Genomic DNA, 23,543 nt, shown 5'->3' on the forward strand with positions numbered 1-23,543 from the left:
GGTCGCTAAAGATTGACTTTCAATTTAAGGTTAATTTTTATTCGTTTGTCATAAAAAAGGTAAACTATTGAGTTTGAGTCTGGCGACGTTATTAAAGCCGCCATACTCACAATCATGACTTAGTTTTTACTTTTGCTATGATCTTTTAACTCAATATTGATACCCAATGACTTAATCTCTTTGGTCAATACGTTGAACGATTCGGGCATACCAGCTGACATGTTCTGTTCACCATCGACGATGTTTTTGTACATGCGGGTACGGCCTTCCACGTCATCGGATTTCACCGTCAACATCTCTTGCAATGTATAAGCAGCACCGTAAGCTTCAAGCGCCCAAACTTCCATCTCACCGAAGCGCTGACCACCAAACTGGGCTTTACCACCCAATGGCTGCTGGGTAACCAGTGAGTAAGAACCTGTTGAACGTGCGTGCATTTTGTCGTCAACCAAGTGGTTGAGTTTGAGCATGTACATGTAACCTACGGTCACCGGACGATCAAACTGTTGACCGGTACGGCCATCAAACAATACTTGCTGACCCGAGGTTGGCATACCCGCTAATTCTAGCAAGCCTTTGATTTGCTGTTCTTTAGCGCCATCAAATACTGCGGTACCCATTGGTACGCCAGCCCGTAGATTTTTTGACATCACAATGATTTCATCATCACTGATGCTGCCCAAGTCCACTTGTTCGCCGCCAATTTGGTTATAGATTTTGTCTAAGAAATCACGTAACTCAGCAACTGCCGCTTGTTGTTTGATCATCTCGTCAATTTTGATACCCAAACCACGTGCTGCGCCGCCTAAGTGGGTTTCTAGAATCTGACCGACGTTCATACGCGATGGTACGCCTAGTGGGTTTAGTACCACATCCACTGGGTTGCCGTTTTCATCGTATGGCATGTCTTCAATCGGCATGATACGTGATACCACCCCTTTGTTACCATGACGACCTGCCATTTTGTCACCGGGTTGAATACGACGTTTTACTGCCAAGTACACTTTGACGATTTTTTGAACGCCATGCGTTAAGTCATCACCTGCCGTTAATTTGCGTTTTTTCTCAGTGAATTTTTCATCGATTTCTTTTTGTTTATCGGTTAAAAAGTCACCAATTTGTGATAAACGCTCTGCGGTATCTTCTTGGGTTGGCTGAATATCCAGCAATGTTTCAAGTGACATGTCTTGCATTGAGTCTTCACTCAACACCGTACCTGATTTTAAGCCCGCGCCACCACTGACAGTTTGACCGTCAAGCAATGAGATAATGCGACCGCGTGCGGCGTTTTCAAAGATACGCAATTCTTCTTTTAAGTCTTTACGATAGCTATCAAGCTGGGCTTTCTCGATAGCTTGCGCACGGCTGTCTTTTTCTACGCCATCACGGGTAAAGACTTGGACGTCAATCACCGTACCTTTGGTAGAAGAAGGCACCCGTAACGACGTATCTTTAACGTCCGCGGCTTTTTCACCAAAAATTGCACGAAGCAGTTTTTCTTCAGGGGTGAGCTGGGTTTCACCTTTTGGTGTCACTTTACCCACTAAGATATCGCCACCTTGCACTTCCGCACCAATATAGACAATACCTGCTTCATCTAGATTAGCTAGGGCTGCTTCACCCACGTTTGGAATATCGGCAGTGATTTCTTCTGTACCCAATTTGGTATCACGCGCCACACAGGTCAATTCTTGGATATGAATGGTGGTAAAACGATCTTCTTTAACCACACGCTCAGATAACAAAATCGAGTCTTCGAAGTTGTAACCGTTCCAAGGCATGAACGCCACACGCATGTTTTGACCCAATGCCAACTCACCCAAATCGGTTGATGGACCATCTGCCAATATATCCCCACGCGCAATGACATCACCTTGGTTGACGATAATGCGTTGGTTGATACAGGTGTTTTGGTTTGAACGGGTGTATTTGATTAAGTTGTAGATATCAATGCCCGCTTCGCCCGCTTGCATTTCATCTTCATTCACTTTTACAACGACACGGCTCGCATCCACGTCCATAATGACGCCGCCACGTTTGGCAGTCACACACACGCCTGAGTCACGGGCAACGTGACGTTCCATACCCGTACCAACCAGTGGTTTGTCAGAACGTAAAGTGGGTACCGCTTGGCGCTGCATGTTTGAACCCATCAAAGCACGGTTGGCATCGTCATGTTCCAAGAATGGAATCAAACTTGCTGCCACAGACACAACCTGACGTGGTGATACGTCCATATGGGTCACTTTCTCTGGTGCCATACGCACAAATTCACCATAGTTACGCACAGAGACATAATCTTCTGTCAACTGACCGTTTTCATCAATCGGCGAATCCGCTTGTGCAATCACAGTACCTACTTCTTCAATCGCTGATAGATATTCGATTTCATCCGTCACTTTACCGTCAACTACTTTACGATAAGGAGTTTCTAAGAAACCAAATTCATTGGTTTTAGCATAGACGGCTAATGAGTTAATGAGACCGATGTTTGGACCCTCAGGGGTTTCAATCGGACATACACGACCATAATGGGTTTGGTGTACGTCACGGACTTCAAAGCCTGCACGTTCACGGGTTAAACCACCTGGACCTAATGCAGAAACACGACGCTTATGGGTGATTTCTGACAATGGGTTGTTTTGGTCCATGAACTGTGACAATTGTGATGAACCGAAGAACTCTTTAATGGCGGCTGCCACAGGTTTTGAGTTGATCAAATCTTGTGGCGATAAGTTATCTGTTTCAGCTGAGCTTAAACGCTCTTTAACCGCACGCTCAACACGGACTAGACCCACGCGAAATTGATTTTCTGTCATCTCACCGACTGAACGGACACGGCGGTTACCTAAATGGTCAATATCGTCCACTACCCCACGACCATCACGAATTTCAATCAACATTTTTAATACATCAATAATATCTTCGTTAGTCAACACACTGCGTTCACGTTGCACATCAGGGTCATTGGTTGGCTCATAGGCACGGCCCAAACGACGGTTAAACTTCATGCGACCGACGTTTGATAAGTCATAGCGGTCTGCGTTAAAGAACATCGATTCAAACAGTTTTTCAGCCGTATCGAGTGTTGGTGGCTCACCTGGGCGCATCACTTTGTAGATTTCAATCAGCGCTTCTTCACGGCTCATCGCGGTATCCGCGCGCAGTGTATCGGCAATGTATGAACCATGGTCGATATCGTTAGTGAATAAAATATCAAATTCTTTAATATCGTTATTGCTGATTTTGACCAAAGTCTCGTGATCGAGCAATTGGTTAGCGCGTGCAATAACTTCATCATCCACGACGATATCTTGTGCCAAAATACGTTCATACAAGTATTCATCAGGCACAGGCAATTTAGTCATACCGGCTTGTTCAATTTTACGGATCGCGCGCGCGTTGATACGTTTGCCCTGTTCGACAATCACTTCGCCATCAGGTGAAACGATTTCAAACTGCGCCATTTCACCGCGTAAACGATCAGTGACAAGATCGATTTCAAATTGCTCATCACCCTTATACACGTGGGTTTTTTCATAAAATGCATCTAAAATTTGCTGTGTATTCATCCCAATGGCATGCAAAATCACTGTTGCCAATAATTTACGGCGGCGGTCAATACGAGCAAATACCAAGTCTTTGGCATCAAATTCAAAGTCTAACCATGAACCACGGTAAGGAATAATACGGGCGTTATACAGCACTTTACCACTTGAATGTGATTTGCCTTTGTCATGGTCAAAGAATACCCCTGGTGAACGGTGTAATTGCGATACGATGACACGCTCAGTACCATTAATCACAAAAGTACCGTTTTCGGTCATCAATGGGATTTCACCCATATAGACGCTTTGTTCACGGATATCTTTAATTGCCGCTTTAGCATCTTTGTCTTTAACATCTTTGTCTTTGATGACCAAACGGATTTTGACACGTAATGGCGCTGCATAGGTTGAACCACGTAAAATACATTCGCGCACATCAAACTCTGGTGTACCTAGATAGTATTCAACAAATTGTAGCTCGGCATTGCCAGTATGGCTTTCAATAGGGAAAATAGAATTAAAAGCGGCTTGTAAACCAATGTTTTCCCGACCTTTTGGCTTTTTATTTTCTTGCAAAAATTGCTCATACGAGTCAACTTGGATAGCCAATAAGTATGGCACGTCCATGACGGTGGGCAACTTTGCAAAACTTTTACGAATGCGTTTTTTTTCAGTATACGAGTATGCCATTAAAAGTCCTTAAACATTCAAAGCGTTAATGCCTACCCATCTATCAATACTTCAGTGCACTCATACTGCCGTGCACTGATAAAGTCACAAATCACCAAATTTCCTGTTGGGAAATTAAACTTTTTGCGCATTTATTGACGATGGAATCTATTTTTAAAAGATTTGATGACCCAATCCCTAACGTCTTAAGTCACCAATTTAAATCCAACTTCCTAACGGAAATCTTAAAACCTTGCTAAATCAGCGAATAAGTTAATCATCACAGCATGGATAACCTAATCGGCAATATAATATAAAATCGATACAAACAAAAACTGTAGAGACGACAAAAAGCCAAACACCTTTGGGGTATTTAGCTAAAGTTTTTTACGCATTACCAGACTTTCTAACTTGCATGGAACAATTCTGTCCTTGGTGCGTGTGCCATCTTATGTTCAATCAGACACGAAAGGTCAAGAGAATGATTATAATAAAAAAAAGCCATTATTGCAAGTGCAATAATGGCTTTTTGAAGGTTAGAGAACTTAAGTGCGAGAATTATTTCAATTCTACTGATGCGCCTGCTTCTTCTAATTTTTTCTTCAATTCTTCAGCTTCAGCTTTCGCTACGCCTTCTTTAACTGTTTGTGGTGCGCCTTCAACTAGGTCTTTAGCTTCTTTTAAGCCCAAGCCAGTGATTTCGCGAACTGCTTTAATAACAGCTACTTTCTTGTCGCCAGCGCCAGTTAATACAACGGTGAAGTCGTCTTTTTCTTCTGCTGCAGGCGCGTCACCGGCAGCTGCAGGTGCTGCTGCTAGTGCAGCGGCTGATACGCCAAATTTTTCTTCCATTGCAGAGATAAGATCTACAATTTCCATTACTGATTTTTCAGCGATTGCATCAAGAATTTCTTGGTTAGTTAATGCCATGATGTGTGTTCCTAAATAAGTGAATTTGGTTTAAAAAATGCTAAGCGTAGGTAAGTTTGCTTAAATAAATTAAGCGGCTTCGCCTTCGCCTTGCATTTTGTCGCGTAATGCTGCCAAAGTACGAACAAATTTGCCTGCAGCGGCTTCTTTCATCGTACCCATTAAGCGCGCAATCGCTTCGTCGTAAGTTGGTAAGCTTGCTAAACGATCGATATCTTTAGCAGCGATAAACTCGCCTTCAAAAGCTGCACCTTTAATTTCAAACTTATCGTTTGTTTTAGCAAATTCTTTGAACAAACGTGCCGCAGCACCTGGATGTTCAGTTGAGAATGCGATAAGTGTTGGACCTACAAATACGTCATTTAACACAGTGTAGTTAGTGTCTTCTAACGCACGACGTAATAAAGTATTACGCACGATACGCATATCAACACCCGCTGCACGAGCTTCTTTACGCAGTTGGGTCATTTTACCTACTGTCACGCCACGAGCATCGGCAACAACAGCAGAAAGGGCACCTTTGGCAGATTCACTTACTTCAGCAACAATCGCTTGTTTGTCTTGAAGATTTAATGCCATGGGTTGTCTCCATATTATCAGTTTCCTAGTTATGATTAACTTAGGGCACCAATAAACCTAGTTAATATAATAAGTTAAAGTACAACTTATTATCACTCCGATACGGTGGCAGTCAATGATAAAATTAAACTGCCATCCCGTCTGCGTAGGCTGTGAAAAACTTTCACAATTAAACTATTTACGATTAAACCAATAGAACCTACGGTCTTAGACAGCACAACCCGTTTGTGCTGAACTAAATTTAAAATATATTAAAATCTACCATCAAGCGTGATAGCTTAAGCATTACGATAAGGTACTGGATCTAAGTTGATACCAGGGCCCATCGTGCTTGATAAGGTGATTTTTTTAATATAGATACCTTTTGAGGTCGCAGGTTTTGCTTTTTTCAAATCAGCGATTAATGCAGACGCATTTTGCTCGATTTGTTCAGCACTAAAACCTACTTGACCAATCGTGGTATGGATAATACCCGCTTTATCAACACGGTAAGTTGCCTGACCCGCTTTGGTGTTTTTAACCGCTTCAGCAACGTTAGGGGTAACTGTACCTACTTTAGGGTTTGGCATTAAACCACGTGGACCTAAAATTGTACCTAATTGACCAACAACGCGCATTGCATCGGGAGACGCAATCACAACATCAAAGTCCATGTTACCCGCTTTGATGCTTTCTGCTAGGTCTTCAAAACCTACGATATCAGCACCCGCTTCTTTTGCTGCATCCGCTGCTGCACCTTGTGCAAACACGGCAACGCGTTTGGTTTTACCGGTACCTGCAGGCAGGTTAGTAGCACCACGAACCACTTGGTCAGATTTACGTGGGTCAACGCCTAGATTGATAGCAATATCGATTGACTCTTTGAATTTTGCTGGTGGCAATTTGTTTAGAATTTCCACCGCTTCAGCCAATGTGTATTGTTTGTTCGCATCATAGCTTTCAGCGATTGCTTTTTGACGTTTAGTTAATTTAGCCATTTACACGCCCTCCACGTCAATACCCATTGAGCGAGCAGTACCCGCCAATGTGCGAACCGCAGATTCTAAGTCAGCAGCAGTTAAGTCAGCATTTTTAGTGTTAGCAATTTCTTCTAACTGTGCGCGGTTGACTTTACCTACTTTAGTTTTGTTCGGTACGCCTGAACCTTTAGCAGCACCTGCAGCTTTGCGAATTAAGAACGCAGCTGGTGGTGACTTCATGATGAAGGTGAACGATTTGTCGTTGTAAACCGTGATTTCAACAGGAACAGGTAGACCTGGTTCCATGCTAGAAGTAGCTGCGTTGAACTCTTTACAGAATGCCATGATGTTCACACCTTTTTGACCCAATGCTGGACCGATAGGTGGTGATGGATTAGCTTTACCAGCTGGCACTTGTAGTTTGATGTAACCATCAATCTTTTTAGCCATGATAGACTCCTGTTATGGGTAATAGCGCTAGATACCCACTCATCGAATGGCTATCTGGCTCCCCGGGTGATATTGTCAATCTTGCAGACAACAGAAAAAAATAAAGTGCCATATTATAAGCGAATTTTTACCGAGGTAAAGCAAAAATTGCTAAATTTGGCACTTAGTTACAATTTTAGGGCCAAAAACCCATAAATAAGAAAAGCTATCAAAAATTAGTTAATTTTTTCTACTTGTTTAAACTCCAGCTCAACCGGGGTTGGACGGTTAAAGACATTGACGGTCAACTGTAAGCGCGATTTTTCGTAATCCACTTTTTCTACCAAGCCTCTAAACTCGGTAAACGGACCATCGATGACCAACACCTCTTCACCTGGCTCAAACAAGGTTTTTGGACGTGGTTTGTTTTCGTTGGTATTTAAACGATTTAAAATGGTATCGGCTTCTTTTGGGGTAATCGGCGCAGGATTTTCTGGCGTACCGCCAATAAAGCCCATCACACGTGGACAGTCTTTAACTAAGTGCCATGTATTGTCGTTCATATCCATTTCAATCAATACGTAACCTGGGAAGAATTTACGCTCAGATTTGCGTTTTTTGCCATCCCGCATTTCGATAACTTCTTCGGTTGGGACGAGTACTTGACCAAACGATTCTTTGTATTCGCTGCGATTGATACGTTCAATCAATGAACGCTGCACTTGTTTTTCAAAGCCTGAAAATGCTTGTACGATATACCAACGCATGGATAATCTTCCTCTAATTCATTGCTAAACACATCGCCTACTATACCAAATATGAGCAATGCAGGTAAAATATTGATATTGCTAGATAGATAAAAACCCACAGATGTGGGTCAAATAAAAGGGTTTGGCTAAATTTTTGCTATTGACCAATGACGTATTGAATCAACTGGCTAAATACGGTATCTAATAACCACACAATAAAGGCTAATATCCCAGCCACTACTGCAACTTGCCAAGTGTATTCAAGGGTTTCTTGTTTGCTCGGCCAAGTCACACGGCGCAATTCAACGCGAGAATCTTGCAACAGTGTTTTAAAAGCACTGCCTTGGTTGGTCAATGCCAGTGCCAATAATGCAGCAATGATTAGTCCAGCAATAACAGCCACTCGCGTCCATAAATTGCTAGCGGGTTGCCAATATGCGGGTAAATATTGATTGACTAAAGTTGCACTGATTAATGCAACAAAAGCAAAAATCCACAGGGCAAAATCTTTAGGGGAGTGTCGTTTGGCAATCTCAATAGCGGCAGGTTGGTGGACAACCACTTTTTCACCAGACATCCTTTTGCCATTGAGCTCTGCTAGTTTTTTCTCTAGCATTTGTTTCATAAGGCTGCCCTGTCTATCATTAAAACGTATTTTATTATTAGAATAAAGCGTATACGCTAAACTAACTAAAATGTGGCAGGCGATGAGGGACTCGAACCCCCAACATTCGGTTTTGGAGACCGACGCTCTACCAATTGAACTAATCGCCTATGTTGAGTTTGAGTATTATAGCGAGTTTTTTTTTGAATGCAACACTTTCTATAGTTTTTTGCGATTTTAATCTTACCCTATCACTGCTAAGATTTTACGGCGTAAAAGCGCAGCGTCCGGCATGGCTTCGCCATCGATTCGTAATATCGAAATGCCTGCGCTCAACAGCGCTTTGTCTTTTTTTTCATCTTGCTGCTGACGGCGGCGAGTGTTGTGCGTCCAGTCGTCTAATTCAATTGCCAATAGTACGGTTTGCTTGTCTTGATCGACCAGCACATAGTCAACACTCATACGGCAAATACGATTAAACCAAAAGCCTTGGTCAGTATCGTCATCGTCATTTGGCATGATAATACGTGATAGCTGTACTTGCCCAAAAATAATCAGCTCAGGCACCGCTTGCTGCAAGCGATTAAAAAATATCACTTCGGTCGGTGTCATAATCGGCATCGGCTCAAACGGCCATACCGCTAATTCATCTCCCCGAACTGGCTTAATAACCTCTTCACGGCTACTACCACTACTACGAAATGCAAATACTAACAGGATAAACACCACAAACGCTAACACTAAAAAAATTGTCACACTAATCACACACTTTTATCAACAGGATAACTACCACAAGGCAGCATTATTCCCCTATTGGGTGATTTTCACAAGCGCATAAATAAATAACGCGACACAAAATGTCGCATTATTTAGATGGTTTCGCATTGTTTGGATAATTTGGCTTTAACTTTAAAAGGTTAAATAGGCTTACCAGTAAAGCACCCAGCCACTATTGACATCCACGCGGCTATCGTTATTGAGCTTGTCTTTGAGCGCCAAGGCAGCGACTTTGCCTTTTTCTGGACCTACGACAATACGTACCCCTTTACTCGTTTGGGTGGTTTTGACTTTGTAGCCTGCCGCTTGTAATTTTTGGGTGATTTCATTGGCTTTTTTCTCGTCGGTTGCCAATGCGACTTGTACCCCAAACGTACCTTTGGCATCCGTTTGTTTCACTGTCTGACGCGCCTGCCTTAAATTGTCTTGTGCCGCTTGGAATGCTTGTTTTTTCTGTGCTTGTTGCTGAGCTTCTAGTTTTTTCTGCGCGATTTCTTGTTGACGTTTTTGCTCTTTTAACTGCTCTTTTAACTGCGCTTCTTGCTTTTTGCGAGCGATTTCTTGCTGTTTTTGCTGCTCTTTTTGCGCGGCTTCTTGTTTTTTACGGGCGACTTCTTGCTGCTGCTGCAGTAGCGCCTGTTGCTTTTTTTGTTCAGCTTCTTGCTTTTTGCGGGCAATGTCATTTTGACGTTGTTGCTCTCGCGCTTGGGCTTGCTGGGTGATACGGTTGACTTGTGCCGCAGTCGGGATGGTGATAGTTTGCCCGACACGTAAATTGCTGGTTGTGTTGAGATTATTGACGCTTGCCAATACGTCGACTGGCACATTGTAGCGACGTGATAACCCTATCAACCCATCGCCTGCCTTAACTTGATAGGTGCCAGGATTACTAGGGATGGTTTTTGCCACGGGCTGCGGCTGTGCGGCGACGGGTGCTGCCACTGTGGGCTTTGGCGTAGCTGCTTGTTCCTTAGTTTGCGTAGCGCTTCGAGTTTGCGCAGCACTTTGGGACTGTGCGGTATTTTGCACGCTATTGGGTACTGCAGCTTGCGTTTGTGGTGGTGCGGCGACCGTGTCAACGGGTCGGGGCTTTACTACAGGTTGGGTAATCACGGTCACTGAGCTGGCAACCACCGAATTGGTATTGGCGGCATTTTTGTTGGCATACAGTTGATTTTCAGCACGGCTACGCGCTAAAGCTTCGGCTTCAATCCGCTGTTGCTCGGTCATATATTGCTGGGCTTGTTGTTCTTGCGCAGCGACCCGTTGCTCGCGTTCTTTTTGTTTTTGCGCCAGTAAATTTTTTTCGGTTGCGATATCGGCGGTGAGTGGTTCATTGCTGATTGCTGATTGTTTATCTGTCGTGGGTTTAGCGATAACTTGTTGGCTATTGGCTGCAGGTTTGGCAGGCGCGGTCAAGACTTGGTGCATAGTGGCATATAACAACACGCTACCGCCTAACAATACCGTTGTACCCAATAATGCTTGCTTAGAAAATTTCATGCCAATTACCCTAGTTTATGTGTCTTGATAAATGATTTTTTCAACCTATAAAAATCAACGAATTTTGACTAATCATAGCAAAATTCGCGTTAGCAGTTTTCACCATTATTGAGATATTAACTGAAAATTTTGAAAAGTAAAATCATTTGACGCACAAATTCGTTATTCACTGAGTGATTGGCTGGTCAGTACACCGCTGATGGTATAAAAAGAACCACACACCAAAATCAGGTCATTCTCTTGGCTGTGTTCAATCACCGATTGGGTTGCCAAATTCAAATCCTCAAAAATAGACACAGCATTAAAATAGCGTGGTAACAGCTCAGTTAAGCGTTCTTGACTACTGGCTCTAGGGTGAGATATAACGCCGCTGTGAACACTGTCAATCGGCATCACCGTCTGGGAGAATTGCTGTAGCTGCGCGAGCACCGGCTCGATGTCTTTATCAGCGAGCATGGATATGACCAAATGCAATTTGGCGGTTGGATGCTGGCGTTGGTAAGCATGCACATACGGCGTCAACTGTTTGAGCAAAAACTGCATCCCATGCTCATTGTGGGCAACGTCAAACACCCACTGGCGAGCTGACATGCGTCTGCTGTCAAAACGCCCAGCCAATTTTACCTTCGGTAACGCAGCTTGGATGTGGTCTTGGGTTATGGTTAATGGGCTAGCTAAGAGCGCGGTGATAGCCGTTGCGGTATTGTGCAAAGACAAATTGGGCATAGGCAAGGATAAGGTCACCGCGCTATTGCTATATTGCCATGTCACTGCCGCCTCAGTATGACGGTAGCCATAATCTTTGCCATACTGTAGCAAATGGGCATGGTGCTGTGCAATCAAGGGGGGGATGGTCGATGGCATATCGGTTTCGCCATACACCAATGTCAGGTTATCACGCAAAATACCGGCTTTTTCTACCGCGATTTTTTCACGGGTGTCGCCGAGCCATTCGACATGGTCGATACCCACATTGGTAATCACCGCAAGGTTTGGCTCGATGACATTGACGACATCGAGGCGACCGCCTAAGCCCACTTCCAATACCCAGACATCACAGTGGTTTTGGGCAAAAATTAAAAACGCGGCAAGCGTCGTCATTTCAAAAAATGACAGCGTCAACCCACAATCCAATCTCGCCTGCTCGATTTTGGCAAACGCATCAATCAAAGTTTGGTCATCGACCATTTCTCCATTGATTCTGACACGCTCGTTAAACACCAGTAAATGCGGCGATTGATATAAAGCGGTTTTATAGCCTGCTTGTTGACAGATCTCGGCAATAGTGGCGGTGGTTGAGCCTTTGCCATTGGTGCCTGCCACAGTAAATACAAAGGCATCGGTTTGCTTTATACCCAATGCTTGAAATACGGGCATCACCCGCTCAAGCCCCATATCAATCGCGGACACATGGATGCCTTGCATATAGTTTAGCCACTCGGTTAACGAGCTTGAAACGCTAGGCGGCAATGGAGATGGTGAGGGTGCGGCGGGTAAGCTTGACTGTTGCATGGATAAAACCGTGATAATAATGAATTAGTGAGCCTGACGAAAATAGGTCATTTTTTTGAGTAAGCGATGAATTGTTTCTTTCATTTGTAGACGATGGACCACTTGATCGACCACACCATGCTCTACCAAAAACTCAGCGCGCTGAAAGGGCTCTCCCAGCACCTCGCGGACGGTTTGTTCAATCACCCGTTTGCCGGCAAAACCAATCATGGCTTTGGGCTCCGCCAAATGGATATCGCCTAACATCGCAAGTGATGCCGTCACGCCGCCATACACAGGATTGGTCAGCACCACAATATAAGGAATATTGGCGTGTTTGAGTTTCTCAATCGCTGCGGCAGTACGCGCCATCTGCATGAGTGATAACAAGCCTTCTTGCATACGAGCGCCACCCGATGCGGCAAAACACACTAGCGGGATTTGTTCTTTGAGCGCCGTCTCGGCAGCGAGCACAAATCGATCGCCTACCACAGAACCCATTGAGCCACCCATAAAAGCAAAATCAAACGCACAAGCCACCACGGGTAGCCGCTGGAGTTTGCCTTTCATGACGATAAGCGCTTCGGTTTCGCCCGTCTTGGCTTGCGCTTCGGTCATCCGTGTTGGATAAGGTTTGCTATCGACAAAGTCTAAGGGATTGCCTGCTTGGTACTGCTGCCCTAGCTCATCATCGACTTGGTCAAAAAACCAGTTCAGACGCTTGCGGGCGGTCATGCTAAGATGTTCATCACACGATGGGCACACGTAATTATTAAAAATCAGCGCCGTATTGGTGATGATTGAATTACAGTTGGGACATTGAGTCGATGGTTCGGTCTCAACCGCCGTCAGTATTTGCTTGGCACGCGGCTTGATGGTGGGTAATGGGCGTTTTAACCAAGTTTCTTCCAGTGTCTGTCCCATCGGTTGAGGCTTCATATCAGTGCTCATAATAAGTCCCTATTAACAGTGCAATTTAAGAGTGCCATTGAATAGTAGTTGTTTGAGTGTACAAGTACAAACTCATTTTATAATGCGTATGCTAACTGATTTTAGCAATAAATGAAATGATTAACCTCAAATACCTCAAACCATTCTATCACTCAAGACTATCAATCGCTTCTCTTAGCTCATCCATTTTATCTAAGATAGCTTTTTTGGCATGGGCGATTTTTTGTTCATCATTGCCCACATCCGCAAAGTTTTTCACTAGCTCACTACCGACAATCACACCATCGGCATATTGTCCGACTGCTTTGGCTGATTCACCATCACGAATACCAAAGCCAACACACACAGGCAAAGCAGTTTGTGCTTTAATCGCTTGGACGTGTTCGCCCACATCTTGTGCATCCAATGCTTTTGAGCCTGTCACGCCTTTGACCGATACATAATAGATAAAACCACCGCCATGTTTTAGCACTTGCTCACGGCGTTCTGGCAAGGTGGTTGGCGCAAGTAAAAAGATCTCGTTCATCGCGGAATTGGCGAGTTTTTGGGTAAAATCGCCCGCTTCTTGCGGCGGTAAATCAACCATCAAAACACCATCAATCCCTGCATCTTGACAAAGGCTAATAAACTTGTCATAACCGATGATTTCAATCGGATTCAGATAGCCCATGACTAGCACTGGCGTGGTGGTGTTGGTTTTACGAAACGCTTTTACCATCTCAATCGCTTGGCGTGTACTGGTGCCACCTGCCAATGCGCGCTCGCCTGCTAGCGCGATAGTTTCACCGTCTGCCATGGGGTCAGAAAATGGCAAGCCAACTTCGATGATGTCTGCGCCGTGGTCAACGAGTTCATGCAGTAAGCTGACGGTAACACTTGAGTTTGGGTCGCCTGCCATCACATAAGGAATTAAAGCTTTTTTGTTTTGCTCTCGCAATGTGTTAAAGGTGGTTTCAATTCGGGTCATAGGTTTTCCTAATATTAGCGTAAATTTATTGGGAAGTTTAAATAGCTTCCCATTTCATTAAAATCTCAGCTTTCGGCTTATAGAATATTTTCAAAGGATTGTCTTTTGAGATTTGCTGTTTATTGTTTATCTGTTGATAAGTGCCACTATTGATTCTCACTTTATATTGATATTTGCACTTTTGTATATGACTATCGCAAGAGTTTGGATTTTCTTTATCATCAAAAAACAAATAATACTGTTTCGTCCCACGATAGTCTTTGATTTGGGTTGTGTATTCATCGGCCATCGCTGTTTTGGTGGGCTCAAAAACAGCATAAAAGCTTTGTTTAAATTCAAATGAACCAAGAAATAATATAATTGCCAAAAATATGATGACTAGAATGTCACTTCTAATATCGGCTAAAACACTATCATTCCCTTGTCGCATTTTTTGAAATATAAAATAGGTAGCTACTATTATTGAAAGAAAAACCATACTAAAACTAAGTTGGTATAAAATCTCCCAAATGCCTTCGTGAGAATTGGCATAAATACCGATGAGAAAGTAAAAAGCAAAAGCCATGTACAAATAATAAATTATTTTGTAGCTATTAGTTGGCAGTTGCATTTCAGTATTATTTATCATCATCCATATTAATTCGTTAAACTTTATCTCTCACAACCCTAAATGTAAAACATAGTGAATTTAAGCCATTCCAATTGAGCAGATTATCAATCAAATCTCAATCCCATCCCGTTTCATGACGGTATGCAAATCTTTATCCCCACGGCCCGACAGATTGACAATAATCGACTGGTCTTTGCTCATGGTTTTGGCAAGTTTCAACGCATACGCAATGGCGTGCGAGCTTTCTAATGCAGGAATAATGCCTTCTTTTTGGGTACATTCACGAAAGCCAACCATCGCTTCTTCATCGGTACAAGGTACATACTGCACACGGTCGATATCTTTTAAGAAACTATGCTCAGGACCCACGCCAGGATAATCAAGCCCTGCTGAAATCGAATGGGTGCCCAAAATCTGCCCATCATCATCCGCCATCAAATACGTGCGGTTGCCGTGTAATACGCCCACTCGACCGACGGTAAGTGGTGCAGCATGGTTGCCTGTCTCGACCCCATCGCCGCCGGCTTCGATACCATACATTTTGACGTCTTTATCATTTAAAAAGTCATAAAACAGTCCGATGGCATTACTACCGCCACCGACACAAGCGACTAACGCATCGGGCAGTTTGCCTGTTTTTTGGTAGTGTTGTAGTTTGGCTTCTTTGCCGATAATGGCTTGAAAGTCACGTACCAGCATGGGATATGGGTGCGGGCCTGCGACGGTACCAATGACATAATAAGTGCTATCGACATTGGTGACCCAGTCACGCATGGCTTCGTTCATGGCGTCTTTGAGCGTGCGAGTGCCCGATGTGACGGGTACCACTGTTGCCCCAAGCAAACGCATACGATACACGTTCATGGCTTGGCGTTCGACATCATCTGCGCCCATATACACCACGCACTCTAAGCCCAGACGCGCCGCGATGGTGGCAGTTGCTACGCCATGTTGCCCTGCGCCTGTCTCGGCAATGATGCGTTTTTTGCCGACCATTTTGGCAAGCAAGGCTTGACCGATGGTGTTGTTGACTTTGTGAGCGCCTGTGTGGTTTAAGTCTTCACGTTTAAGATAAATCTGCGCGCCACCGATATCATCACTTAGGCGCTTGGCATGATAAAGTGGCGTTGGTCTGCCGACATAATTGACCAAGTCGTCTTGAAAAGCTTTCCAAAATTCGGGGTTGGCTTTGGCAGTGTTATAGATATGCTCAAGTTGTTCCAGTGCCGCCATCAGGGTTTCAGAGACAAAGCGTCCCCCATGAATGCCAAAATGTCCGCTGGCATCTGGGTATTGATTAAAGTCTTTTACTTCAGTTGGATTTTGAATGTTCATTATTTTCTCTCTAATTTTATAAATCTTTAACGACTTTTAAACCTGCAAAGGTTTGTGCGGTAGGCATGACTTCAATACGGTTGATATTGACGTGTTTGGGCTGTTCAATCAGCCATGCCACCATATTGGCGATATCTTGTGGGGTGACATATTGCACGCTGTCATAAACTTGCGCGGCTTTGGCGTCATCGCCATGAAAACGAATATTGCTAAACTCTGTGCCACCACATAGTCCTGGCTCGATATTACTGACACGGATATTTTTACCAACCAAATCGGCACGCAAGTTTAGGCTAAACTGAGTCACAAAGGCTTTGGTCGCGCCATACACATTACCACCAAAATACGGATAATTGCCTGCGGTTGAGCTTAAATTAATAATGTAGCCGTCGTTGTTGGCGACCATGAGAGGTAAAATTTCATGGGTTAAATGAATCAAGCCTAGAATATTGGTATTGACCATTTGTTGCCAATCGGCAAAGTCTGTTTTATCCGCGGGTTCAAGTCCCAGTGCCAATCCTGCGTTATTGACTAGCACATCTAGGTTATTGAGTACATCGCTTGGCAAAGTTTGTAGCGCGGTTTTGGTGGCGGGCAAGTCCGATACGTCAAAGTTTAGCGGGATAAAGTTGTCACCCAGTTGGCTCTTTAGTTCATCCAATTTTTCTTGGCGTCTACCAGTGCCGATGACGGTATGACCTTTTGAAATGAGTAATTCGGCAATTGCCTTGCCAAATCCTGCGGTTACGCCTGTGACCAAGATATTCATTGTATCCCCTATCATTTTTCATGTTCTATTATACTAGTACGTTAGTATATACCAATTTATTTGAAAAGCAATCTTTATCCTTACAGGATTTATTTGCGAGTTTGTTCAATAAATTTTTGCATTTTCGCCGAATTTTTAATCCCTTTTGCTGACTCAATCCCCCCACTCACATCCACGCCGTACACATTGGTTTTGGCAATCGCCTCGCCGACATTATCTGCAGTGAGTCCCCCCGCCAAAATAATCGGTAACGGCGAGTTTTTAGGGATTTTATCCCAATCAAAACTATCGCCCGTTCCGCCAAATTTATCGGGATGATAGGCATCAAGTAGCACGCTACACGCCCCAAAGTCTTTAAGTTCTTGGATTTGGGTGACAATCGTCTCCGTGGTGTCATCATGGCTGATTCGTAATGCCTTTATCCAGCGTTTATTGATTCTATCTGCCATCAGCTTGCATTCTTGCGGCGATTCATCACCGTGAAACTGCACGATATCAAACGGCACGTGATGCGATAGATAAACCAGTTCTTGCTCGGGCATATTGACCACCAATGCCACCACCGTGGTAAACGCAGGCACCGCTTTGGCAAGATCACAGGCTTGCTGAGGGGTCACCGCTCGCGGACTTGGCTCATAAAATACAAAACCCACCGCATCGATGCCAAGATTGACCGCATTTGTAATATCTTCAAGTTGGGTAAAGCCACAAAATTTGACCGCTGTATTTTTCATTGAGTTGTGTTTGTCTTGAAAATGATAAAAGCTAGTATAACGAAAAAAGGCACCCAAACGGATGCCTTTTCTCAGTCTTTTATTAGGCTATAACGAATGTCACATTCGCTTAAATTAAAGCCGCCTAGATTAAGCCTCTTTTTTTTCTGATTGTTCTGACTTTTCCGCTTTGTCTGCATCGTCAGCTTTCTTAGCGTCTGCAAGTTCTTCTATTTTTTCCTGAGCAGTCTCTTTAAGCGTGGCTGCTTTTTCTTGAACTGTTTCTTTTTTTTCTTGAACTGTTTCTTTTAAGGTTTCAGCTGTTTGCATGACACTGTCAATCACTGTGCTTTTGTCATCAGCGCTATCTTTTGCATGGTCTCTTGATTGCGCTTTAGAGTGCTTTTTGCTATCTGCTGCTGATTTGGCGGTGTTGATGCCGAGCATGCTATAACAAGGACAATGACCCGTCGCACCCGATACTAAGGGTATTAAGCCAAGCATTTTCATCTTTTTGCTTTTCGCTGATTTTAGTAAAGCTAGACCTGCCACAACACGCACGACTCGTTCTTTGTTGCCCACATTGGTTTTCATTTATTATTCTTCCTTATATTATGATAATTGATTTAAGGGAACTTTAAGGTAGCGAACGCCATTGTCTTCTGGTTTTGGCAATTCACCTGCATTGATGTTAACTTGTACCGATGGCAAAATCAAACGTGGCATTGCAAGTGTTTTGTCACGTTGGTTACGCATTCGTACAAATTCTGCTTTAGGCGTGCCTTGTTTGACATGAATGTTGCGTAATTTTTGCTCACCGACACAAACCGTTGCGATATGCTCACGCCCGCCCTTGGGTGGGTAATCATGGCAAAGATACAGCAGGGTATCATCGGGCAAGGCTAATAAACGCTGAATCGAGTCATACAAATCCTCAGCACTACCATGGGGAAAGTCACAGCGTGCAGAGCCGACATCAGGGGCAAAAATAGTATCACCGACGAATACCGCAATTTTTTCTTTGTCTCCGCTTTTATCCCTCACTTTATATGCCATATCGGCTGGGGTATGACCCGGTACATGCATGGCGGTAATGCTCAAATCACCCAGTGTTAACTCGCTGCCTTCCTCAGTCAAAATATCAAATTGACTGGCATCGGTGGCTAGGTCGTCAAAGTTAAAAATGGTTTTAAAGATTTTTTGCACGTTTTCGATATATTTACCCATCACTATTTTACCGCCTAATTGCGCTTTGATATAAGGCGCGGACGATAAATGATCGGCATGGGCGTGGGTTTCGATGATATAGTCCAAGGTCAACCCTTGTGATTTGACAAACCCAATGACGCTATTGGCATTGTCGTAGCTAATGTTGCCGGCGGCTAGGTCAAAATCCAATACTGGGTCGATGATGGCACAGTGTTTGCTAGCTGTATCGACTAGAACGTGGGTAAAAGTGTCAGTGTCTTTGTCTAAAAAAGAATGAATGTTCATAAGTTTTCCTATTATCTAAAAACGCTTTTGGCATATCTTTATGGCAATTTCAACTGAAAAAACACTTTATACTTTTGTATAATAGCCGCATTGCAAGGCATTGCTCAATTCATTATATTATTTTATAATATGTTTTTAAATATATTGTATTGCGCAAACGTTTATTGATTTTAAAATTATGTGATAAGTTTGATGGTAGCAGCAATTAGTATCAGCCATCAAAACACCTTGGGGGAAAAGTCATGTCTGAAATTGCCGAACTGCAGTCCGATGCGCCTGTGTCGATGGATGCAACCATGCTCGATCAAATGCACGCTGCTGCAGGAAAAGCCAGCCAGTTGTTAAAGTCATTATCTCATCCTGACCGCTTGATGCTGCTGTGTCAATTGACGCAAGGTGAGCATTGTGTGAGCCAGCTTGAAGAGAAAGTGGGACTGGGTCAACCAAGTCTGTCGCAGCAATTGGGGATTTTGCGTAAAGATGGTTTGGTCAACACCCGCCGCGAAGGCAAACAAATCTATTATTCAGTCGCCAGTGACGATGCCTTGGCAATTCTCAATGTACTGTATGATCGCTTTTGTCAGACAAAATAATTAAATCTAAAGCCAACCAGTCTGCTAGTTTATTGGAAGCTAATTTATCGGACGCTAACTTATTGGAATAACCACTGTATCGGGATAACCACCTTGCCATTACATTTAGCCAACTTGCGACGATTACCCCACTGGGTAACGCACTATAACAAGGCAAATCTCAGTCAAGATTTGTTGGCGGGTGTTATCGTGGGTATTTTGGTGATTCCGCAAAGTTTGGGTTATGCCATGCTGTCAGGGTTGCCCCCTGTATATGGGTTATACTCAGCGATTGTGCCGGTACTGGTGTATGCGTGGATTGGCGCAAGCTCGGTCAATGCCGTCGGTCCTGTGGCGATTACGGCGATTATGACCGCACAAGCGCTGCAGCCCTATAATGAATTACCGCCCATGCATTATGCCATTATGGCGTCGTTTTTGGCGCTGATAACAGGGGCACTATTGTGGCTAGCAAGCGTGTTTCGGCTCGGCTGGATTACCCAGTTTATTAGCCGTGGCGTGACGGCAGGGTTTATTAGTGGTGCGGCGATTTTGATTTTGGTCGGGCAAATCAAATATGTGACGGGTATCGCGATCAGTGGCAATTCACTGCTAGAGAATGTTGAAACTTTTTTGTTTCACCGCCGTGAGTTGCACGTGCCCACCTTGATGGTCGGTGTTGCGGCATTCACCGTACTTATTATCAACCGCTATTATCTTAAAACTTGGCTCAAACCTTTATTGGCTGACAGAGTCATTGAGGTCATCACGCGTATGTTACCCCTTGCGGTGCTGGCAATCGGTATTATCGCCAGTCAATTTGGCAACTTTGCCGCTATAGGTATTCGCACGGTGGCGGATGTACCCAGTGGTTTGCCGCATTTTGTGCTGCCGTTTTACCAGATTTCGCCCGTTGAACTCATTAATTTATTACCTGCAGCCGGATTAATGGCGCTGATTGCGTTTGTCTCTAGCAACTCGGTTGCCAGCTCATTTGCCCGACAACGCCATGAAGCTTACGATGCTAATCTGGAACTTAAAGGCTTGGGCTTTGCAAATATAGCAGGTGCATTTTTTCAGTCGTTTACCATTGTCGGTGGCTTCTCACGCACCGCGGTAAATGTCGATGCGGGCGCGCAAAGTCCCCTTGCCAGTATGTTATCGGTACTGGTGATGACATTGGTATTGCTGTTTTTTAGCCAAACTTTAGAGCCACTTCCCTATGCCATATTGGGTGCTACGATCATGTCAGTGATTATCAGTATGATTGATGTGCAAACGCTCAAGCAAGCGCTGCGCTATGACAAACTCGATGCGCTGGCATTTGGCGTGGCACTCACAGGTGTGTTATTGTTTGGGCTAAATGTTGGCTTGGTGGCGGGGCTGTTAGCCTCCTTTGCAGGCCTGATTTGGCAAACCAGCCATCCGCATATCGCGATTGTGGGTCAAATTGGTGATACCGGGCATTTTCGTAATGTTGCACGCCATGCAGTGACGCAGTTTGATGATTTGTTGATCATTCGTATTGATGAAAGCCTGTTTTATGGTAATGCCCAGTCCGTACTACACTTTATTGAGCAAGCGATTGCCAGTCATTCACAGACTAAAAATCTGGTACTGATGTTATCGGCAGTCAATCACATCGATTTGACGGCACAAGATATGCTCATCAATCTAAACCAAAATTTGGCAGCTCAAGCTATCACCCTACATTTTTCGGAAGTCAAAGGGCCTGTGATGGATGTGATTGAAAAAACCGATGTGATTCAAAAAATAACAGGCAAGGTATTTTTAAGTACGCAACAAGCGGTTAAACAATTAACCCAATAAATATACTTGTCGTAGTCAGTAAAAACATGAATAATCAACGCTAACTTTATAAGGAAACACAACATGCCAAACAATACTGTTTTTTATGGTCAAATTCAACCTGAGCAAGTTGACAAAATCGGCGCGCAGGGCTTTAAAACCATCATCAACAACCGCCCCGATGGCGAAGAACCCAACCAACCGCTGCAAACGGATATCGCTACTAAAGCACAGCAAGCAGGGCTCGCCTATCATTATCTACCGGTCGTTGGTGGTCAATTAACCCGTGAGCAAGTTGAGCAGTTTGCCGAGATTTTTAATCAAGCAGAAAAACCGGTGTTTATGTTCTGTCGTTCGGGCAACCGCTCAAACGTGTTATTTCAGTCTGCCAAACAGCTTGATTTGCTAGACGACTAATCCTTTTTAGTGAAAACCATGACAGCAAAAATCACCCTGTGGATAGACGCTGACGCAATTCCCAATATTGCCAAGCAAATCATCATCAAAACTGCGCAGCGCACGCAGACGACCACGATTTTTGTCGCCAATCGTGCCATTGCTTTGCCGCGGTTGCCAGTTTTGCAGATGATAGTGGTCGAAGGCGGTTTTGATAAAGCGGATGACTATATCGCAGCGCAGTGTGTGGCGCGTGATGTGGTCATCACAAGCGATATCCCCCTCGCCAATGATTGCATTGAAAAAGGCGCTAAGGTGGTGACTTCTCGCGGTTTTGTGTATGACAAAGACAATATCAAGCAAAAGCTTAATATGCGCGATTTTATGGATACCATGCGAAGTACGGGTGTGCTTGAGCCAAATCAGCAAGGCGGACAAGCCCCCTATAGCGACAAAGACAAACAAGCCTTTGCCAATATTTTGAACGCTTGGATTCGCTAGTTGATTATGCTAAACCCTATTCGTGCTATTAAATTATTGTATCAACTGGAAAATCACCCCGAACCGCTGGGTGTCAGTCAGGCGATGATTGAGCAAAATGAGCAGGCCTTGGGCGTTCAATTACCTGCAGGTTTGTATCATTATTTATTGGCTTTAGGCAATATTGCTAGTCTCAATAGTGGCTTTAATCACCTTGGCTTATTGCCGTTAGAACGCTTGGGCGACCATCTCGTCATTGGCAAAACCTGCGATAATGACGGCGTTTGGGGCATTCATATAGATGAACTAAAACAACTCAATCCCATAGTGCAAATGAGCCGTAACTTTGATGCGATTGAACAAAGCGAAATTCATTGGTTTGATGAATTGCCACTGGCTGAGTTCTTACTGGCGCAAGCGATTGTCAATGGCGTCAATGGTGGATTGAAACACCATGCCCAAATTTATGATTTTGATGGAAGGTCAATTCCAGCTGATTTGAGTGAAAAATTACAGCATATCGCCAGTGAAATTACCGAACTGCGGCAGCCGCATGAGCGCTATTTTCAAGCCGAAGATTTTGGTGTGGTGATGTTATTGAGTATAGATGAGTCTATTCCCAATGCCTTGATGATTGGTTCGCAAGATGAACACAAATTCAATGACTACATCCATCAATTAGCGATTAGATTTGCAAATTAACCCAGCCGTAGCATTATGACGACTTAGCAAACCATTTTTGTCCAAACATAAAAAACGATACGCCCACTAGCATCAATACAATCCCCAAAAATTTACTCCAATGCAGGGTTTTAACAGGCATACCAAATAAACCCAAGCTATCCACCACCATACCCATGACCAGCTGACCTAAAATAAATAAAAACACCGTATTGGCAACACCGATTTTTGGCGCTAAAAAAATCGACGCAAAAACAAAAAACGCGCCCAGCGCACCGCCAAGCCATTTCCACCAATCACTGATTTGCATGTCTGATAGACCCGATTGTACCGCTTGCCAATCGACAAATAGCAAAGACACCAAGAACAATAATAGCGCGCCAACCGTAAACGATACAAATGCTGCCATTAATGGTTGACCACCAAACATTGCGCCCAATCGGGTATTAATCGCTGCTTGAATCGGAATGCCCAAGCCTGCCATCAGCCCCAAAAATAAATGCCAAATTTTCATATCAATTCCTATTT

At 43.9% G+C, this 23,543-nt stretch carries 24 protein-coding genes and 1 tRNA gene; 5 read left to right on the top strand and 20 right to left on the bottom strand.

Annotated elements, in window-relative coordinates:
* Positions 1–119: 119 nt before the first annotated feature.
* The 19 genes from rpoB to RT034_RS08305 all read right to left on the bottom strand — a co-directional run bounded on the left by rpoB (position 120) and on the right by RT034_RS08305 (position 19,077).
* Positions 120–4,238 carry a DNA-directed RNA polymerase subunit beta gene (rpoB, locus tag RT034_RS08215; RefSeq protein WP_313015899.1) on the bottom strand — a complete coding sequence of 1,373 codons (4,119 nt, stop codon included), beginning with the start codon at positions 4,236–4,238 and terminating at the stop codon, positions 120–122.
* 537 nt (positions 4,239–4,775) lie between these two features.
* The gene (rplL, locus tag RT034_RS08220) at positions 4,776–5,147 is read right to left on the bottom strand and encodes a 50S ribosomal protein L7/L12 (protein WP_007116395.1); all 372 of its coding nucleotides are present in this window, start codon (positions 5,145–5,147) and stop codon (positions 4,776–4,778) included.
* A gap of 69 nt (positions 5,148–5,216) precedes the next feature.
* Entirely contained in the window at positions 5,217–5,726 is a 510-nt protein-coding gene (gene rplJ / locus RT034_RS08225) for a 50S ribosomal protein L10 (protein WP_007116396.1), read from the bottom strand.
* Positions 5,727–6,004: 278 nt separating this feature from the next.
* On the bottom strand, positions 6,005–6,703 hold the full coding sequence (gene rplA / locus RT034_RS08230; protein WP_138018877.1) for a 50S ribosomal protein L1: 699 nt from the start codon (positions 6,701–6,703) through the stop codon (positions 6,005–6,007).
* Positions 6,704–7,135, bottom strand: a complete 432-nt coding sequence (rplK, locus tag RT034_RS08235; protein WP_007116398.1) for a 50S ribosomal protein L11 — start codon at positions 7,133–7,135, stop codon at positions 6,704–6,706. It abuts the gene before it with no gap.
* 215 nt (positions 7,136–7,350) lie between these two features.
* Complete coding sequence (gene nusG, locus RT034_RS08240; RefSeq protein ID WP_007116399.1) at positions 7,351–7,881, bottom strand: transcription termination/antitermination protein NusG; 531 nt, start codon at positions 7,879–7,881, stop codon at positions 7,351–7,353.
* Positions 7,882–8,020: 139 nt separating this feature from the next.
* A complete protein-coding gene (secE, locus tag RT034_RS08245) occupies positions 8,021–8,488 on the bottom strand; it encodes a preprotein translocase subunit SecE (RefSeq protein WP_313015903.1) in 468 nt (155 codons plus the stop codon).
* 73 nt (positions 8,489–8,561) lie between these two features.
* Positions 8,562–8,637 (bottom strand) — tRNA-Trp (locus tag RT034_RS08250).
* Between the two features lie 73 nt (positions 8,638–8,710).
* Positions 8,711–9,223 carry a DUF2726 domain-containing protein gene (locus RT034_RS08255; RefSeq protein WP_227716727.1) on the bottom strand — a complete coding sequence of 171 codons (513 nt, stop codon included), beginning with the start codon at positions 9,221–9,223 and terminating at the stop codon, positions 8,711–8,713.
* 171 nt (positions 9,224–9,394) lie between these two features.
* On the bottom strand, positions 9,395–10,747 hold the full coding sequence (locus RT034_RS08260; protein ID WP_313015906.1) for an SPOR and LysM peptidoglycan-binding domain-containing protein: 1,353 nt from the start codon (positions 10,745–10,747) through the stop codon (positions 9,395–9,397).
* Positions 10,748–10,909: 162 nt separating this feature from the next.
* Positions 10,910–12,259, bottom strand: coding sequence for a bifunctional tetrahydrofolate synthase/dihydrofolate synthase (folC, locus tag RT034_RS08265; RefSeq protein ID WP_313015908.1), 1,350 nt, complete (start codon positions 12,257–12,259; stop codon positions 10,910–10,912).
* A gap of 24 nt (positions 12,260–12,283) precedes the next feature.
* Positions 12,284–13,189: an acetyl-CoA carboxylase, carboxyltransferase subunit beta gene (gene accD / locus RT034_RS08270; protein ID WP_313015910.1), complete on the bottom strand. Its 906-nt coding sequence runs from the start codon at positions 13,187–13,189 to the stop codon at positions 12,284–12,286.
* Between the two features lie 148 nt (positions 13,190–13,337).
* On the bottom strand, positions 13,338–14,156 hold the full coding sequence (gene trpA, locus RT034_RS08275) for a tryptophan synthase subunit alpha (protein ID WP_313015913.1): 819 nt from the start codon (positions 14,154–14,156) through the stop codon (positions 13,338–13,340).
* A gap of 37 nt (positions 14,157–14,193) precedes the next feature.
* Positions 14,194–14,787 carry a hypothetical protein gene (locus tag RT034_RS08280; protein ID WP_313015916.1) on the bottom strand — a complete coding sequence of 198 codons (594 nt, stop codon included), beginning with the start codon at positions 14,785–14,787 and terminating at the stop codon, positions 14,194–14,196.
* Between the two features lie 87 nt (positions 14,788–14,874).
* Positions 14,875–16,101, bottom strand: a complete 1,227-nt coding sequence (trpB, locus tag RT034_RS08285; protein WP_313015918.1) for a tryptophan synthase subunit beta — start codon at positions 16,099–16,101, stop codon at positions 14,875–14,877.
* A gap of 16 nt (positions 16,102–16,117) precedes the next feature.
* On the bottom strand, positions 16,118–16,870 hold the full coding sequence (locus RT034_RS08290) for an SDR family NAD(P)-dependent oxidoreductase (RefSeq protein WP_313015921.1): 753 nt from the start codon (positions 16,868–16,870) through the stop codon (positions 16,118–16,120).
* Positions 16,871–16,959: 89 nt separating this feature from the next.
* A complete protein-coding gene (locus tag RT034_RS08295; protein ID WP_313015923.1) occupies positions 16,960–17,604 on the bottom strand; it encodes a phosphoribosylanthranilate isomerase in 645 nt (214 codons plus the stop codon).
* A gap of 129 nt (positions 17,605–17,733) precedes the next feature.
* The gene (locus RT034_RS08300) at positions 17,734–18,177 is read right to left on the bottom strand and encodes a YgaP family membrane protein (RefSeq protein WP_313015926.1); all 444 of its coding nucleotides are present in this window, start codon (positions 18,175–18,177) and stop codon (positions 17,734–17,736) included.
* Positions 18,178–18,195: 18 nt separating this feature from the next.
* Entirely contained in the window at positions 18,196–19,077 is an 882-nt protein-coding gene (locus RT034_RS08305) for an MBL fold metallo-hydrolase (RefSeq protein WP_313015928.1), read from the bottom strand.
* Between the two features lie 284 nt (positions 19,078–19,361).
* Here RT034_RS08305 and RT034_RS08310 point away from each other — a divergent pair, with 284 nt between their 5' ends.
* From RT034_RS08310 to RT034_RS08330, 5 genes are all read left to right on the top strand, one after another.
* Complete coding sequence (locus RT034_RS08310; protein WP_257619619.1) at positions 19,362–19,670, top strand: ArsR/SmtB family transcription factor; 309 nt, start codon at positions 19,362–19,364, stop codon at positions 19,668–19,670.
* A 93-nt stretch (positions 19,671–19,763) separates the two neighbouring features.
* Positions 19,764–21,479, top strand: coding sequence for a SulP family inorganic anion transporter (locus tag RT034_RS08315; RefSeq protein WP_313015929.1), 1,716 nt, complete (start codon positions 19,764–19,766; stop codon positions 21,477–21,479).
* 63 nt (positions 21,480–21,542) lie between these two features.
* Positions 21,543–21,875 (top strand): protein tyrosine phosphatase family protein, encoded by a 333-nt coding sequence (locus RT034_RS08320; RefSeq protein WP_313015930.1) that lies wholly within the window; start codon positions 21,543–21,545, stop codon positions 21,873–21,875.
* Positions 21,876–21,905: 30 nt separating this feature from the next.
* Positions 21,906–22,355, top strand: coding sequence for a YaiI/YqxD family protein (locus tag RT034_RS08325; RefSeq protein ID WP_313015960.1), 450 nt, complete (start codon positions 21,906–21,908; stop codon positions 22,353–22,355).
* A gap of 6 nt (positions 22,356–22,361) precedes the next feature.
* Positions 22,362–23,036, top strand: coding sequence for a hypothetical protein (locus RT034_RS08330; protein ID WP_313015932.1), 675 nt, complete (start codon positions 22,362–22,364; stop codon positions 23,034–23,036).
* Between the two features lie 13 nt (positions 23,037–23,049).
* Here the strand turns inward: RT034_RS08330 and RT034_RS08335 are convergent, their stop codons facing one another.
* A complete protein-coding gene (locus RT034_RS08335) occupies positions 23,050–23,529 on the bottom strand; it encodes a DMT family transporter (protein ID WP_157797004.1) in 480 nt (159 codons plus the stop codon).
* Between the last annotated feature and the right edge of the window lie 14 nt (positions 23,530–23,543).

The sequence above is a fragment of the Moraxella sp. CTOTU48841 genome, from assembly GCF_032061225.1.
Classification (GTDB): Bacteria; Pseudomonadota; Gammaproteobacteria; order Pseudomonadales; family Moraxellaceae; genus Faucicola; species Faucicola cinerea.